This window comes from uncultured Fretibacterium sp., from assembly GCF_963544685.1.
Classification (GTDB): Bacteria; Synergistota; Synergistia; order Synergistales; family Aminobacteriaceae; genus CAJPSE01.
In genome coordinates this window covers 1-15,712 of record NZ_CAUUGJ010000053.1, presented here as the reverse complement: position 1 = coordinate 15,712, position 15,712 = coordinate 1, and the positions used below count along the sequence as shown (strand labels likewise).

Annotated in this window: 13 protein-coding genes; 11 read left to right on the top strand and 2 right to left on the bottom strand. The window is 65.3% G+C overall.

Annotated features, from left to right (window positions below; genetic code table 11):
- The first annotated feature begins 660 nt into the window (after positions 1-660).
- From ABLA28_RS06500 to ABLA28_RS06450, 11 genes are all read left to right on the top strand, one after another.
- Positions 661-1,872 carry a hypothetical protein gene (locus ABLA28_RS06500; protein WP_347712983.1) on the top strand — a complete coding sequence of 404 codons (1,212 nt, stop codon included), beginning with the start codon at positions 661-663 and terminating at the stop codon, positions 1,870-1,872.
- 102 nt (positions 1,873-1,974) lie between these two features.
- Positions 1,975-2,382 (top strand): glycine cleavage system protein GcvH, encoded by a 408-nt coding sequence (gene gcvH / locus ABLA28_RS06495; RefSeq protein ID WP_347712982.1) that lies wholly within the window; start codon positions 1,975-1,977, stop codon positions 2,380-2,382.
- Positions 2,383-2,400: 18 nt separating this feature from the next.
- The gene (gene gcvPA, locus ABLA28_RS06490; protein ID WP_347712981.1) at positions 2,401-3,711 is read left to right on the top strand and encodes an aminomethyl-transferring glycine dehydrogenase subunit GcvPA; all 1,311 of its coding nucleotides are present in this window, start codon (positions 2,401-2,403) and stop codon (positions 3,709-3,711) included.
- Between the two features lie 2 nt (positions 3,712-3,713).
- A complete protein-coding gene (gene gcvPB, locus ABLA28_RS06485; protein ID WP_347712980.1) occupies positions 3,714-5,171 on the top strand; it encodes an aminomethyl-transferring glycine dehydrogenase subunit GcvPB in 1,458 nt (485 codons plus the stop codon).
- Between the two features lie 132 nt (positions 5,172-5,303).
- A complete protein-coding gene (locus ABLA28_RS06480; RefSeq protein ID WP_314717226.1) occupies positions 5,304-6,287 on the top strand; it encodes a lipoate--protein ligase in 984 nt (327 codons plus the stop codon).
- 263 nt (positions 6,288-6,550) lie between these two features.
- Positions 6,551-7,789, top strand: coding sequence for an ABC transporter ATP-binding protein (locus tag ABLA28_RS06475; RefSeq protein ID WP_347712979.1), 1,239 nt, complete (start codon positions 6,551-6,553; stop codon positions 7,787-7,789).
- Positions 7,782-8,414 carry an ABC transporter permease gene (locus tag ABLA28_RS06470; protein ID WP_347712978.1) on the top strand — a complete coding sequence of 211 codons (633 nt, stop codon included), beginning with the start codon at positions 7,782-7,784 and terminating at the stop codon, positions 8,412-8,414. Before ABLA28_RS06475 ends, ABLA28_RS06470 begins: the two co-directional genes overlap by 8 nt.
- Positions 8,415-8,451: 37 nt before the next feature.
- Positions 8,452-9,429, top strand: a complete 978-nt coding sequence (locus ABLA28_RS06465) for an osmoprotectant ABC transporter substrate-binding protein (RefSeq protein ID WP_347712977.1) — start codon at positions 8,452-8,454, stop codon at positions 9,427-9,429.
- On the top strand, positions 9,417-10,058 hold the full coding sequence (locus ABLA28_RS06460; RefSeq protein ID WP_347712976.1) for an ABC transporter permease: 642 nt from the start codon (positions 9,417-9,419) through the stop codon (positions 10,056-10,058). Before ABLA28_RS06465 ends, ABLA28_RS06460 begins: the two co-directional genes overlap by 13 nt.
- 61 nt (positions 10,059-10,119) lie before the next feature.
- On the top strand, positions 10,120-10,473 hold the full coding sequence (locus tag ABLA28_RS06455) for a GNAT family N-acetyltransferase (RefSeq protein ID WP_347712975.1): 354 nt from the start codon (positions 10,120-10,122) through the stop codon (positions 10,471-10,473).
- Positions 10,474-10,701: 228 nt separating this feature from the next.
- Positions 10,702-10,860 (top strand): hypothetical protein, encoded by a 159-nt coding sequence (locus tag ABLA28_RS06450; protein ID WP_347712974.1) that lies wholly within the window; start codon positions 10,702-10,704, stop codon positions 10,858-10,860.
- A 59-nt stretch (positions 10,861-10,919) separates the two neighbouring features.
- Here ABLA28_RS06450 and ABLA28_RS06445 read toward each other — a convergent pair whose 3' ends face one another.
- Both ABLA28_RS06445 and ABLA28_RS06440 read right to left on the bottom strand, forming a co-directional pair.
- A complete protein-coding gene (locus tag ABLA28_RS06445; protein ID WP_347712973.1) occupies positions 10,920-14,495 on the bottom strand; it encodes a hypothetical protein in 3,576 nt (1,191 codons plus the stop codon).
- 240 nt (positions 14,496-14,735) lie between these two features.
- Complete coding sequence (locus tag ABLA28_RS06440) at positions 14,736-15,242, bottom strand: prolyl-tRNA synthetase associated domain-containing protein (RefSeq protein ID WP_347712972.1); 507 nt, start codon at positions 15,240-15,242, stop codon at positions 14,736-14,738.
- Positions 15,243-15,712: the final 470 nt, after the last annotated feature.

Sequence of the window (15,712 nt, the reverse complement as noted above, 5' to 3'; positions counted from 1 at the left end):
ACTGTTCTCTCTAACAGTTCCTGCAGGGTGCTCTTTTTTGCCTGCGGATTGGGGTATCCGCGCTAAACGAGTTCTGCAGGCACAAACGGCCCGACAACCGTCCAGAAGATGCCGCTCGATGCAGATGGCGCGATGGGCGGCATCGCCGTCCATCGCGTTTGAGGATCCGAGGAAAGCCCGTATTCTTTGGATGCTGTGGGGTATGGGATGGTCCAGGAGAGGCCGATGTGGGAGCGGGACTATCGACGGCCGATACGACGACGCCCTGCCCCGCGTCACGGAAGGAACAAAAAATGAAAAGCCTCCTCCGTTCCGCAGCCCTTCCCGGGGAGCGGGGATCTGCTCCCCATGCGAAAAACGTACGGACCGTGCACAGGGGGCCGGGATCCTCCTCCCCGACAGGTCCGCCCTGCAAATTTTCATTCCGCAGGCCTTTTCCGCAAACTTTCACGGATTTCTCTCATACTCTCGCCATTTCCCGTAGGCTAATGATAAAATGGTGACAGGCTTCCGTAAGCCCAACTCGTTTTCACTCCCTGCCCCTTCGGGGAGCTCGTTTGGGGATCACTCGGATAGGCAGGGTGCAACCGGTTCAAAGCGGTGGAAAAGGTGGAATTGTCGGGAAAGCGAAGTATCCGAACTTGTGAGGAGGGATTTTGCTTGATCAAGAAAACACCTTTGAACGACGTGCATCACAAGCTGGAGGGGCAGCTGACCGATTTCGGCGGCTGGGAGATGCCCCTGTGGTACAAGGCGGGGGCAGTGAAGGAACACCTTTTTGTCGTTGAAAAGTGCGGCATCTTCGACATCTGCCACATGTGCCTGGTCCGGGTGACGGGCAAGGACGCCTTCGGGCTCCTTCAGCTCTGCCTGACCCGCAACATCGAGAAGCTGGCCAAGGGGGCCTGCGGCTACACGATGATCCTCGACGAGAAGGCCCATGTCGTGGACGACTGCATCGTCTACAACATGAACGAGAACCGGGAGGACTACCTGCTGGTCGTCAACTCGAACCGGGCCTCCATCGTGGCCGACCACCTGAAAAAGCACATGGGCTCCTTCAAGGCCGACGTGAAGAACGAGGACGGCGTGTTCGGCAAGATCGACCTCCAGGGCCCCAAGTCCGCGGAGATCCTGCGCAAGGTCCTCGAGAAGGGCTCCATCGACGGACTCAAGTACTTCCACTTCCTGGGCGACTACGACGCCGCGAAGAACAAGGACGTGCGCCTGAAGGGGGATATCCCCGTACTGCTCTCCCGCACCGGCTACACCGGGGAGCTCGGCTTCGAGATCCTCTGCCCGATCGGCAAGACCGTCGACGTGTGGAACGCGCTCGTCGCGGCGGGCGGGGACGACATCCTTCCCTGCGGTCTGGCCTCCCGCGACTCCCTGCGGATGGGTGCGGTCCTTCCGCTCTCCCAGCAGGACATCGGCCCGTGGCCCTTCGTCCACACCCCCTGGGACTTCGCCCTGCCCCGCGACAAGGAGGGCAAGCTGACCAAATCCTTCCTCGGCTCGACCGTCTACGACAATCCCCCCGAGAGCTATACCCTGCCCTACTGTGGCTTCGACCCGCGCAAGGTGGACGCCCACCATGGCGCCAGGGTGTTGCTTGACGGCAAGGACATCGGAGTCGTCACCACCTGCTGCGTGGAGGTGGCGTGCAGCCGGGTGAACGGCAAGATCGTCAGCACCTCGAGTCCCGACAAGCCGGCGGACTTCAAGCCGAAGGGTCTCGTCGCAGGCTATGTTCGGGTGGACCGCAAGCTCGAGCCCGGCACGAAGATCACCCTGAAGGACGACCGCCGTTCCATCGAGGTGGAGGTCGTCGCCGACATCCGTCCGGGCCGCACGGCCCGCGTCGCCATCTGATCCCGAGCGGAGGAAATCTCGGGGCGACCGGCGGAGGGAAATGCGCGTGTTCCGGCAACAACAGGCTCCGTTCGTGAATACATTATTAAGGAGGAATACCCTGTGAAAGCGTTTGACGAGCTGAATTTCAAAGCGGATGTTTCCTACACGAAGACCCACGAGTGGGCGAAGAAGAACGGCAACGTCGTTGTCGTGGGCGTGGACGACTACGCTCAGGGCGCCCTGGGCGACATCGTCTACGTCGAGCTCCCCGACGTGGGCGCGTCCACCAAGGCCGGCGCGGCCTTCGGTTCCCTGGAGTCCACCAAAGCGGTCAGCGACCTCAACGCTCCCGTCTCCGGCAAGGTCGTCAAGGTCAACGAGGCCCTTGCGGACTCCCCGGACCTGGTGAACACGGACCCCTACGGGGCGGCTTGGATGGTTGAGATCGAGGTGCCCGACAGCAAGGACTTTGATGCCCTGATGAAGGTCGACGCCTACAAAGATTACGTCAAGACACTCGATCATTGACGAAAGGGGGCGTATCCCATGAGATACCTGTCCCACACCCCGGAAGATCTCCGGGCGATGCTGGATACGATCGGAGTCAAAAAAGTCGAGGATCTCTTCTCGACCATCCCGGCTGAGGTGCGTATGGACGGTCCCATCGACATCAAGCCCCGCACCGAGTGGGAGCTGACGGCCGAGCTCGGCGCCATGGCCGAGGCCAACTGCGACAGCGTGGCGTTCCTCGGCGCCGGGTGCTATCCCCACCACATCCCGGCCCACATCCCCTACCTCTCGAGCCGCTCCGAGTTCCTGACCTCCTACACCCCCTATCAGCCGGAGGTCAGCCAGGGGACGCTTCAGGCCATCTTCGAGTTCCAGACGATGACGGCCAACCTGCTGGGCATGGAGGTCGCCAACGCCTCCATGTACGACGGCGCCAACGCCCTGGCGGAGGCCGCGATCATGGCCATCCACGTCAAGAAGAAGCCGAAGGTGGCCTACTCCCGCCTGAACCACCCCCATTACATCCAGGCGATGAAGACCTACTTCCGGCCCGCGGGCTTCGAGGCCGTCGAGGTGCCCGTCCTCCCGGACGGCCGCACCGACTTCAGCAAGATCCCCGACGGCGTCTCGGCCCTGGTCGTGCAGTCCCCCAACTTCGCCGGCGTGATCGAGGACCTCGAGGCCGCGGCCAAGGCGGCTCACGACAAGGGGATCCTGCTGATCGCCTCCTTCTCCGAGGCCATGGCCTGGGGGCTGCTCAAGAACCCCGGCAGCTGCGGCGCCGACATCGTCTGCGGCGAGGGCAGCAGCTTCGGCATTCCCCTGAGCGCCGGCGGCCCCGGCGTGGGCATGCTGGCCTGTTCCATGAAGAACGTGCGTTCCGTCCCGGGACGCCTGGTGGGGGAGACCACGGACAAGAACGGCAACCGCTGCTTCGTCCTGACCCTCGCGGCCCGCGAGCAGCACATCCGCCGCGAGAAGGCCACGTCGAACATCTGCACCAACTCCGGCCACAACGCCCTGACGGCGGCGATGTACATGGCCTCCGCCGGGAGCGAGGGACTTCACGCCATCGCGAAGCTGAACCACGACAAGGCCGCCTACCTCAAGGCGGGGCTCGAGAAGGCGGGCTTCAAGCCGCTCTTCGACTCGCCGTTCTTCAACGAGTTCGCCATGAAGGCCCCGGCCGGCTTCGAGAAGCGCTACGATGAGCTGGCGAAGAAGGGCTTCGTCGCGGGGCTCGACTTGGGCAAGTACTATCCGGAGTACAAGGGGGCGTGGCTCTTCTGCGCGACGGAAGTCCACACCCGCGAGGAAATCGACGCATTCCTGAAGGAGGTGGCCTGATTATGGGCGGCTATCCCGGAACCAAAGGCCTGGCCTTTAAAGAAGCGCTTCTGTGGGAGCGAGCGAGCAAGGGTCGCGTGGGGATCAGCATTCCCTCCCAGGATGTCCCGGAGAGCAAGCTGGACGCCTCCCTGACGGGACCGGCCCCGAAACTGCCGGAGCTGTCCGAGGTCGACGTCATCCGTCACTATACGCGCCTCTCCACGTGGAACTTCGGGGTCGACACGGGGATGTACCCGCTGGGCTCCTGCACCATGAAGTACAACCCCAAGATCAACGAGCGCATGGCCTCTCTGCCCGGCTTCGCGAACGTCCATCCCCTCATGCCGGAGGCCTGCTTCCAGGGCGCCCTCAAGCTCATGTACGAGCTTGAGCAGGACCTGCTCAAGCTCACCGGAATGAAGGCCGCGTCGCTCCAGCCCTCGGCGGGCGCTCAGGGCGAGCTGACGGGGATGCTGATGATCCACGCCTACCACGCGCACAAGGGCAAGCAGCGCAAAAAGGTGATCATGCCCAGCACGGCGCACGGCACGAACCCGGCGTCCGCGGCGATCTGCGGCTACACGCCCGTCCCGGTCGAGCTGAACAAGGACGGGATCGTCACCCCCGAGTCCATCCGCGAGATCATGGACGAGGACACGGCCGGCATCATGCTGACCAACCCCAACACCCTGGGCATCTTCGAGCGCCACGTGGCCGAGATCTCCAAGATCATCCACGAGAAGGGCGGGCTGGTCTACGGCGACGGCGCCAACATGAACGCCTTGATGGGCTACGTGAACGTCGCCAAGATGGGGGTCGACGTGATGCACTTCAACGTCCACAAGACCCTCTCCACGCCGCACGGCGGCGGCGGCCCCGGCGCGGGCCCCGTCGTGGTGGGCGAGGCGCTGGAGCCCTTCCTGCCCTCCCCTCGCATCCGCAAGGAGGGAGACCGCTACACGCTCTGCTCCGACCTGCCGCTCTCCATCGGACGCCTTCAGGCGTTTTTCGGCAACTTCGCCGTCTTGGTGCGGGCACTGGCCTACACGCGCACCATGGGGCACGACCTCAAGGCGGCGACCGAGGCGGCGGTCCTCAACGCCAACTACATCAAGGCGGGGCTGAAGGGGGTCTACAACCTGCCCTTCCCGCAGGACAGCCTGCATGAGGTCATCTTCAACGACGCGATCCAGCAGAAGAACGGCGTGACGACGATGGACATCGCCAAGCGCCTGATCGACTGCGGTTATCATCCGCCCACAACGTACTTCCCGCTGGTGGTTGACAGCGCCATCATGATCGAGCCGACGGACACCGAGTCCAAGGGCGACTTGGACGGGTTCATCGACGCGATGAAGGCGATCGCCGAGGAGGCGAAGTCGAACCCGGACGTGGTCAAGAACACGCCTCAGAACACGATGATCGCGCGCCCGGACGAGACCCTGGCCGCCAGAAACCTGACTTTGAAGGGCTATTAACCTACCTTTCGACGGACGCAGCCGTACTCTCAACCGAGGGTACGGCTGCATTTTTGTATCGCGGCGGAGGGGACGGGAGGGGCGTTCCTCCCCGCTCCGGTTCCAAATTCATCATTTCTCGGGAGGATCACCATGTACGTCATCGAAAATCGCGATCACCGTCCGCAGCACAACCTGGCGCTGGAGGAGTACCTCTGCCGGATGGCCGCCCGGGAGGGATGCGAGTTCTTCATGCTGTGGCAGAACGAGCCGTCCATCATCGTGGGCCGCTTCCAGAATACGCTCGAGGAGATCAACGCCGACTTCGTCCGCGAGCGCGGCATCCACGTCGTGCGGCGCAACTCGGGCGGCGGGGCGGTTTATCACGACCTCGGCAACATCAACTACAGCTTCGTCATGGCGGACCGCGAGGGGGAGTTCAACTTCGCCTTCTTCACGGAGCCGATCATCCGGGCGCTTCGCTCCCTCGGCGCGGACGCGGAGCTGTCGGGACGCAACGACATCGCCATCGGCGGCAAGAAGGTGTCGGGCGGCGCCCAGTACCGGCGCGGGGGCATCCTGCTCCACCACGGCACGCTGCTCTTCGACAGCGACCTGGACGTCCTGTCGCAGGCCCTGAAGGTCTCCCAGGAGAAGTTCCGAAGCAAGGGCGTCAAGTCCGTCCGCGCGCGGGTGGGCAACATCCGCGACTCCCTGCCCCAGGCCCAGACCGCCGCCGACTTCATCTCACTCCTGGAGGCGCGGATCGAGGGGCTGACCCCGCGCGGGCTGACGCCGGACGACCGTGCGGAGGTGGAGACGCTCATGAGAGAGAAATATTCCACCTGGGACTGGAACTACGGCGAGTCGCCGGAGTTCACCGAGCGCAAGAGGGCGCGCTTCCCCTGGGGCGGCGTGGAGGCCTACCTCGAGGTGGACAAGGGGATCATCACCGGCTGTGAACTGCGCGGGGACTATTTCGGCAGCGGGGACTACGCCCCGTTGCTGGAGCGTCTCGTCGGTACCCCCTACACGCGCACCGCCCTGGAGAAGGCCCTCGAGGGGCTCTCCACCCATGAGATGTTCGCGGGCTCGACGGCGGAGGACATCCTGACGCTCCTGACGCCGGGGGCGTAGGCCGACGAATTTCCCGGGAGGAGCGGGCCCGTCCCGCTCCTCCCTTTTTCTTTTCTCTCACCTGTCCCACACAGCCCGATCCCCGTAGGTTCATCCAGTTCTCAAAGGGCCATTCGGCCCTTTTCAGCAAAGACATTTTCCGTTGTACTATTGAGTGGGGTGTAACCGCATACTCGACCCCACAGCCGGGGCCGCATGCCGACGAAAAAGGAGACGCGAAGAGGAGGCACAGAAAAGGGAGAAGGAAGAAAGGAGCCTGATATATGCTCGAGTTCAAAAACGTATCGAAGACCTACCAGGGCGACAAGCCCGCCGTGGAGGACGTGACCCTCACCTTCAACGAGGGGGAGTTCATCGTCTTCATCGGCACCAGCGGCAGCGGAAAGACCACCTGCATGCGCATGATCAACCGCATGACGGAGCCGACGAGCGGAACGATCCTCCTGAACGGACGCGACATCGCGACCATGGACGCGGTGCGGCTGCGCCGCCGGATCGGCTACGTGATCCAGCAGATCGGCCTGATGCCCCACATGACGATCTACGAGAACGTCACGCTGGTCCCCAGCCTTTTGAAGTGGGACGAGGAGCGCCGGCGCGCCGCGGCGAAGAGGCTCATGAAGCGCGTGGGGCTGGACGAGAGCTTTCTGGAGCGCTACCCCGCGGAGCTCTCCGGCGGGCAGCAGCAGCGAGTGGGCGTCATTCGGGCGCTGGCCGCGGACCCCGAGATCATCCTGATGGACGAGCCCTTCGGCGCGCTCGACCCCATCACGCGCGACTCCCTCCAGCAGCTGATCAAGAGGCTCCAGAAGGAGCTGGGGAAGACCGTCGTCTTCGTCACCCACGATATGGACGAGGCCCTGGCCCTTGCCGACCGCATCGTCATCATGGACAAGGGACGCGTGGTGCAGTTCGACGCGCCGGAAAACATCCTGCAAAACCCCGCCAACGCCTTTGTGGAGAGCCTTCTGGGCGAGGACCGCCTCAACGAGGCCCGCCTGGCGCTGCGCACGGTCGACGAGGTCATGGTGAGGGATCCGGCCCTCGTCACGAGCGAGCAAAGCATCCGCGACGCCCTGAGGCTCATGCGCCGGCACCGGGCGGAGACGCTCTTCGTGACCGACCCGGACGGGGTGATCCAGGGCGTGGTCGACATCTTCGACATCGAGAAGGTCAGCGTCAAGCAGGCCCGACAGTCCGGCCGCACCGGCCGGGAGGGCGAACGGACCGACCTGATGCAGGACCGGATCGAGACGATCATGAAGCCGGCCTCCTTCATCGCCCAGGACACCCTGATCCGCGACGCCCTCCACTGGATCGTCCATCTGAACTATCGCTACCTGCCGGTCGTCGACGGCGAGAACCGGCTGGTCGGGGTCGTGACGCGCGCCTCGCTGGTCGAGGACATCTACGCCAACGTATGGGGCGCGGACGAGGACGCGATTCGGGAGGACACCGTCCAGACGACGGACGAGCCCCAGGAGGGAGCGCCCGATGCTTGACTTCATCCTGAGGAACCATACGGCCCTGCTGCTGAAGACCTGGGAGCACCTCTGCATCTCGGCCTCGGCCCTGGCCGCCGGCACCGCAGCCGCGGTCCCCCTGGGGATGCTGCTCACGCGCTTCAGACGCATCTCGGGGGCCGTCATCGGACTGGTCTCGATCCTCCAGACGATCCCCTCCCTGGCCCTGCTGGCCGTCATGATCCCGCTCCTGGGCGTCGGCAGGCCGCCCGCCGTCGCGGCGCTGTTCGTCTACTCGCTGCTGCCGATCGTCCGCAACACCTGTCTGGGCCTCGAGGGTGTGGACCGCAGCGTCGTGGACGCGGCCAGGGGCATGGGCATGACCTCTCTGCAGAGGCTCTTCCGGGTCCGGCTACCGCTGGCGGCGCCCGTGATCATGGCGGGGGTGCGGACCTCCGGCGTGTACGTCGTCTCCTGGGCGACCCTCGCATCCTACATCGGGGCCGGCGGCCTGGGCGACTTCATCTTCACGGGGCTGAACAACTACATCCCCCCCATGATCGTCTGGGGGACCCTGCCCGTCACCCTCCTGGCGATCCTGACGGATTCCCTGATGGGGCGGGTCGAGGCCGCCCTGTCCCCCAAGCTCCGGTCCCGGCCCTGATACACTTCCCACTTGGATTTCGGAAAGGAGGCCGAACATGAAGCACAGGAAAAACGCATATCGGATACTCCTCCTCCTGGCGGTCCTGACGGGCGCGGCGCTTCTTACGATGCGGCCGGAAAGGGACGCCCCGGAGGGCGGCATCGTCGTAGCGGGCGGCAACACGACCGAGCGCCAGATCCTGGCCGAGATAACCGCCCAGATGATCCGGCGCCATCTTCCGGGGGTCCGGGTGGAGCTGTTGAACAACCTCGGGTCCACCGTCCTGATCCGCAGGGCGCTCGACAACGGGGACGTCAACCTGTCCGGGGCCATGTACACCGGGACGTCCCTGACCGGGGAGCTGGGCCTGCCGATGACGACGGACCCCAGGGAGGCGCTGGAGATCGTGGTCCGGGAGTACGAGAAGCGCTACCGCGAAAAATGGTACCCCTCCTGGGGGTTCGCGAACACCTATGCCTTCATGGTGCCGCGCGAACTCGCCGAGCGGGAGGGGCTGAGGACGGTCAGCGACCTGGCCCGCATCGCGCCCGGCATGAAGCTTGGGGTGGATACCTCATGGATGGAGCGCAAGGGCGACGGCTACCGCGACTTCAGGAGGATATACGGGTTCGACTTCAAGCGGGTGTTCCCGATGGAGATAGGACTGGTCTACGGGGCCGTGCGCGCCGGGGAGATGGACGTGGTCCTGGGCTACTCCACGGACGGGCGCATCGACACCTGCGGCCTGGTGCTCCTGGAGGACGACCGCCGCCTGTTCCCGCCCTACGACGCCAGCCCCGTCGCCACGCACCGCGTCCTCGAGGCGCACCCGCAGCTCGACTCGGTCCTCATGCGGCTTGCCGGGACGGTGGACGGCCCCCGGATGCGGAGGATGAACCGCATGGCCGACGAGGAGCTGGTCGAGCCCCACAACGTGGCCCGGCTCTTCCTGGAGGAACACGGCTATTTCGAGAGCTCCGACGCCCGTCCGGAGCCTCCGGAACGAAAGGAGACGAGGGGATGGAGCTTCTGAGGGAGACGCTCGCCTATTATTCGCTCAACGGGGGCTACGTGCTGGAGCAGTTCTGGAGGCACTTCCTGATCTCGGTCTGCGGGGTCCTCCTCGCGTCCGCGGTCGCCATTCCCACGGGGTTCCTGATCGCCCGAAGGGGGCGCCTGGCCCGATGGGTCGTCGGCGCGGCGAACGTCATCCAGACCGTCCCGTCCCTGGCCCTGATGTCCATCCTGATGCTGGGCCTGGGCCTCGGGGCCCGCACCGTCATCGCGACGGTGCTGCTCTACTCGCTGCTGCCCATCGTCAGGAACACCTGCGCCGGCATCCGCGGTATCCCGCCCCAGATCCTGGACTCCGCCAGGGGGATGGGCATGACGGCGCTCCAGACGGTCCTCAGGGTGGAGCTCCCCCTGGCCCTTTCGGTCATCATGGCCGGGGTGCGCAACGCGCTGGTGGTCGCCGTCGGCGTCACGACCATCGGAACCTTCATCGGCGCCGGCGGGCTGGGCGACATCATCTCGCGCGGCGTCAACGTCGCCAACGGCAGCGCCATCATCATCGCCGGCGCGCTCCCCACCGCCCTGATGGCCGTCTGTGCGGACGTCGTCCTGGGGCTGATGGAGCGTGGGCTGGACCCCACAAGATAGGGGTCTCGCGTACGCGGTATAATGTTCCGCAAATCCATTCGGCGAAAGGACGGGATCGAGGATGGCGAAGACGGACGAAGGCGCAGGGAACGGGGGCGTGACGATTCGCCCGGCACGGATCGAGGACGCTCCAGACATCCACACGCTGCGTGTCCTGGAGGGGGTCCGGGAGAACATCCTGGCGCTGCCCAGCGAGCGCGTCACGGACACGGAGGACTTCATCCACAACATCAAGGAGCACCTGATGGTGGCCGAGGTCGACGGCCGTGCCGTCGGCATGGCGGGGCTCATCGTCCCGGCCATGGCGCGCCAGCGGCACACGGCGGGCGTGGGCATCATGGTCCACACCGACTATCAGGGGCGCGGCATCGGCAGGGCGCTGATGGAGGCCCTGCTGGATATAGCGGACAACTAGGAAGACGCTGATTTAATCCATGAAGCCCCCCTGTGGTACCCCAGCTTGCCAGTTTTAAGTAAAAAACTTGCCGGGGCCGCCGCTATCGGGATAGCGGCGTGGGGGCATGGGGGCAAAGCCCCCATGTTAATTTTAAGGGAAGCGCTGAAGATTTTTGTTCATAGATGTTTTGCATATTTCCCTTCGGCAAAATATGCATCCTTGTTTTAATCAGCGCTTCCCTGGCTGATGCTGAAGCGCGTGGAGCTCTCGGTATTCACGGACAACGAGCGGGCCGTCCGCCTGTACGAGTCCCTGGGATTCGTCGTCGAGGGGACGAAGCGGTACGCCGCCGTCAAGAACGGCGTCCACGCCGACGAGTACCTGATGGCGCGCTACGGGAAGTGACGGGGCGCAGGGTCGATCCAGGCCGACCGGAGAAGGGAAGTTTTTGCCCTTCCCCTCCGTCAATTCCCGATGTTGAGCAGGTTGTCCAGCAGCTGCTCCTTGAACTGGTCCTCTGTTGTACGGTCCTCCCCGCCCTCTGCGCCGGGGCCGGTCGGGAACTTCAGGTTCAGGCGAAACTGTGCGCCGTCCCCCCTCTGCTCCTCGGTCCTGTTGAGTTTTTCCAGGGGCAGGTAGTCCTTCAGCGGCTTGTCGATCCTGAGGTTCAGCAGCTGAAGGTTCGACCAACCGCCCGCCAGGACGAAGGATACGTCCTGAAAGTCCCGTTTCTTGATGCCCAGCGCCTTACCCACGACGTTTTTGAGCAGGTCGCCGTTCGAGAGGCCGCCGGTGAAATACTGAAACACGCCCTTCAGGGCGCCCAGCACCCTGTTCAGCAGCTGTATGTCGAAACGGCCCTTGCAGACCAGCTTCAGTCCCTTGCCGGGTATCCCGAGCGGTCCGTTGACCGAGAAATAGCGGTAAAGGGGTTCGCCGGGCCCTGCCGTGGCCTGGGTCCCCGGGTTCAGCCAGAGGTCCGAGCCGTCCCAGAAGAACGTCCCCCGAATCGTCTCGAAGGTGATGCGTTTGATCGGCGATATGGTCTCGATCATCTCCACCTTATGGAGGTACCCTCCGCCCGTCGTGAAGCCGCCGTTGGCGAAGACCATCATCAGGGTCCCGAAGTTGCCCTTCAGGCGGACGTTGGCGTCCGCGCTGCCGACCAGCTCGCCCTCGGGCAGGAAGGGACGGGTCAGGTCCCCAAGGTCCAGTCCGCTCACTTTGGCGGTACCCTGCCACTTCGACTCCGCCAGGTTCACGTCGGCATCGGCCCGGACCGCCCCCTTGCAGAACACCGCCCTTCCCCCGCTCAGGGTAGCCTTTCCGCCGGAGACCCGGAAGGGCAGCGCGATGTCCGTAACGGTCATCCCCGAGGCCGTCAGCTTGGGGATGGACAGGGACACGGCGACGGACGGCAGCGCTCCGTCCTTCTCCGCCCCGACGGCCCCCGTCAGCTTCGCCGTCATCCGTCCGGCCAATTTGCCCTTCAGGGACGGGGACTTGGCCGAGAGCATCCGGTCCAGGTCCAGAGGATCCGTCGTCACGGAGTAGCGCCAGCCCCGGCCCTCCCGCCGAACGTCCCCCTTGACGGCGAGCCCGAAGTCCCCGAGCTTGCCGCTGGCGTGCAGCGCAAAGCGATTCTTCCCCGAGGACTGCACCGACAGCGCCAGGCGGTCGACAATCGTCTCCCGGATCGTCAGGGGCGTATCGAACCGCAGGGTCGCCTCGGGTTTTGCGGGCGAGCCCTGAAGGGTGAGGGAACCGTTGAGGATGCCGCCCACCGGGGCATCGGGCACGAAGGGATTCAGGAGCGCCCGGAGCGACAGGTCCCTCACGGCCAGCCTGACGTCGAGCTTGCGGTCCATGGGGTTCCGCGCCGACAGGGAGACCGACCCCTTCCCCTCGAGCGTCCCCTTGCCGAGCGACGCCGAGAGGCGGTTGACGCGGATCTCCCTCGTCGTTCCCCGCAGGTCGAGCTCCAGCCTGTCCATGGGGACGCCGCCGGCCCGAATGCCCGTTCCCCGAAGCGATGCGGAGAGCGCCGCCGAGTCCGCGGGCCCCGAAACCTTGAAGCTCCCCTGAAGCATGCCCTCCAGGCCCTGCGGCTTCCCCGCCCCGGGCAGGGAGGCCAGATTCAGCCCGTTCAGTCTCCCGGAGAGGTCGAGCTGTGGTTTTCCCTCCTTCGGCAGGGCGACGACCCCTTGAAGGTTCAGCGTTCCTCCGGGCAGGTTCAGCGCGGACTCCGGCAGCGTCAGGCGGCCGTCCGCATAGGAGACCGACAGCTTGAGGCCGCGTAGGGGGACGCCCGCCACGCGGGTATCCTTCCCGACCAGGTGGACCGTCACGCGGGGATCCGCGAACGAGCCGCCGACGAAGGCCTTGACGTCCAGGAGCCCCCTGACCTGCGAGGCGATCTGCGGGATGGACCGGGGGTCGAGCCCCAGGACCCGCCCCTCGAAGCCGAGCTCCTTTCGCCGAAGGTCCGCCGTCCCCGACAGGGACAGCGGCGCCTTCCCGATGCGCCCCTCCAGGCGCTCCAGGAGCGCCTGCCCGTCGGCGCAGCGCAGGGAGGCGCTCAGGTCGCGGACCGTCACCCCTCCAGCCGTAAGGCCGGAGGAGCTCAGGGTCCCCGAGACGGCCATCGCCTCGTCGACCCGGACGGTGAGGGCCAGCTTCCCCGACGGGGCCGCGGCGGCCAGAGCGGGGAAGACGGCCGCCATCAGGGCGGTATCGAGTTCCGTCGCGGTGAAGGACATCTCCGGCCGCAGGGCGCCGTTCCTCCGCAGGGCCTCTCCCCTGCCTCGGACGCGGCCCCCGAAGACCTCGCCGTCGCAGACGATGCGGGGGGGGGCCCCGGGGGTCAGACGTATGTCGGCGGTCAGGTTCCGGACCAGCCGCTTCCCGCCCGCGGCCACCTCGGGCAGACTCGCCGAGAGATCGCCCGAGACGCTGCCCGAGGCGTCGGCGGTCAGGTCGAACCGCACCTGTCCCCCCTCGCCGGCCAGGCCGGCCTGGGGCGCGAGAAGGCGGCCGATGTTTTTCAGGGATACCCCTTTGGCGGAGCCGCGTGCGGCCAGGCGAAGGCCCGAGGTCCCTGTCCTCAGGTCCGCCGACAGGGCCAGGGACGCGTCGGCGGAGAGGCTGCGGAACGCCGCATCCGGCACGGCCAGCACCCCCCCGGACCAGTTCCAGGGGAGGCGGAGCTCAAGGGGAACGTCCCTGACGCTCGCGCGCGTCAGGGAGAGCACGCCGCCGGCCTCGAGATCGTCCACGGTCCCTCTGACCGAGAAACGGCCGTCGAGCCTCCCCGTCCCGCGGAGGTCGGCACTGCCGGGCAGGAGCTCCAGAAGGGAGCCCAGGGACAGGGCCGAGAGGTCGCCGCGGAGGTCGAAGGGCTGCTCGATGCGCCCCATGAAGGAGCCCTTCCCCTCCCCTATTCTGACGTCGCTGGAGACCACCTCGAGCGGCGAGAAGCCGATGGCCGCGTCCGCCTCCAGCGGGAGTTCCCCGAAAGTCGAGCGCAGAACGAGCCCCCCCTGTTCCGAGAGGTCCAGCGAGGTCAGATTCAGGGCTCCCCAGGGGGAGGCGACGGCGGCGTCCCGAACCGAGATGCGCACCGGGAGGACGTGCAGAGGCTCCGACGAGGCCGCCCCTCCGCCGAACCGGTCCGCCAGGCTCCGAAGGCTCTCCACGTCGGTGCTCAGCCCCTCCAGCTCCAAGGCCTCCGGCCAGGGGTTCCCGCTCAGGATGGAGTGCCAGTTCGGGCGCACGGAGAGGCTCCTAAGCTCCAGCAGGGCGGCGTCGCCCGATACGAGCGCCGCCCCCGTCACCGTGTACCCTCCGTAGAGGGACCCCTCCACCCCCTCCACGCGAAGGGAGGGCACGAGTCCGGAGCCGATGTGCCGGACGATCGGCAGCAGCAGCCAGCGGCCCGTCGGCAGCCAGACGAGGCCGGCCGCCGCCAGAAGCAGGAGCGGGAGCGAAAGGAGAAGCAGCTGCGTCATACGGCGCAGAATTTTCCTGAACAGATTAAACAAAAACATGACCTCGCTTCAATTCAGAGTCCCCATAAAGCCCCCATGTTGATTTCCTGATACCCGTCCCCCTGTGAATAAGTGGATAAGAAGGTGGATAAAATTCCCCAAACGGGCTTGAGACGTTCACTCGTCGCCTCATTGTGGACAAGTGGACTTTGTGGAAGACCCCAAACGCGCCGAAAAATCAAGTCTTGAATTTTTCCCGGATATCCGATTCAGGGTGCGTCCAAGGGCGACGTCCTACAGTCTGATGAAGTGCACCGTGTTGCCGCAGTGGTCGATGACCTTGCGGAGCCCGTCGTAGGAGAGCCAGAGCGTGGCGGTATTGTCGTTGGGGTGTACGCCCAAGCGTTCCGCCCCCACCAGGGCCCGGTCGACGACCACCTCGACGGCGTGTTCCGCGTCGTTGAGGATCCCCAGAGGCGAGACCGCTCCCTTGGTCAGCTTCAGGCACCGCATCAGGCGCTCCTCGGAGCCGAAGCTGAGGGCCGTGCTGCCCAGCTGGTCCCGGATCGCCTTGAGATCCCCCTGCCTGTCGCCGGGCAGGACCACCAGGAAATGACGCTTGCCCTTGGCGTCCCTCAGGAAGAGGTTCTTGACGACAATCCCCTTCTTGTCCAGCCCCAGCGCCACCATCGCCTCGATGGTATAGACCGGCTCGTGGACATCCATCTCGTAGGCGACCCCCAGCTCGTCCAGCTTCTCGAGAACGCGCGCCCTTTCATCCATCATGTCGACCTCCGTCATGTCAAACCCCTCCGCAATGCTCCGTTTTTTGTCGCGTTTTTCTTTTTGTCGGGTTTTTCATGTTTTTGCATTTTTTCACCGGCCATGATAGCACGCTCCGCTTTCGCGCGAAAGCGCGATACCCCGCGGCGTGCAACCCCGATTATATAGAAATTCGTCCCGTATGGAAGCTCCGGCCCCCTTCGAGGGCCGAATCAAGCGGTACAATAAATGAATCGCGACCCCGATTCCGGATCTTTCGCGCGCCGTATCGTTCTCGCTCCCCTCGCCCGCGAGCGATCCGGGACCGGGATTATCTTCGTTGAAACCAATCGAGGCATCGGCCTTGTGTCGGGAAAGGATGCGGGCTCATGGATAAATTGGAGGGCTTCTGGGACCCCCTGCTGCTCCCGCCGGACACGCCCGCCGGGCAGAGGGCCGCCGTGACGGCCGGGGCCGGCAGGGTCGCGGTGGGGGCCGGGGGGGGGGGG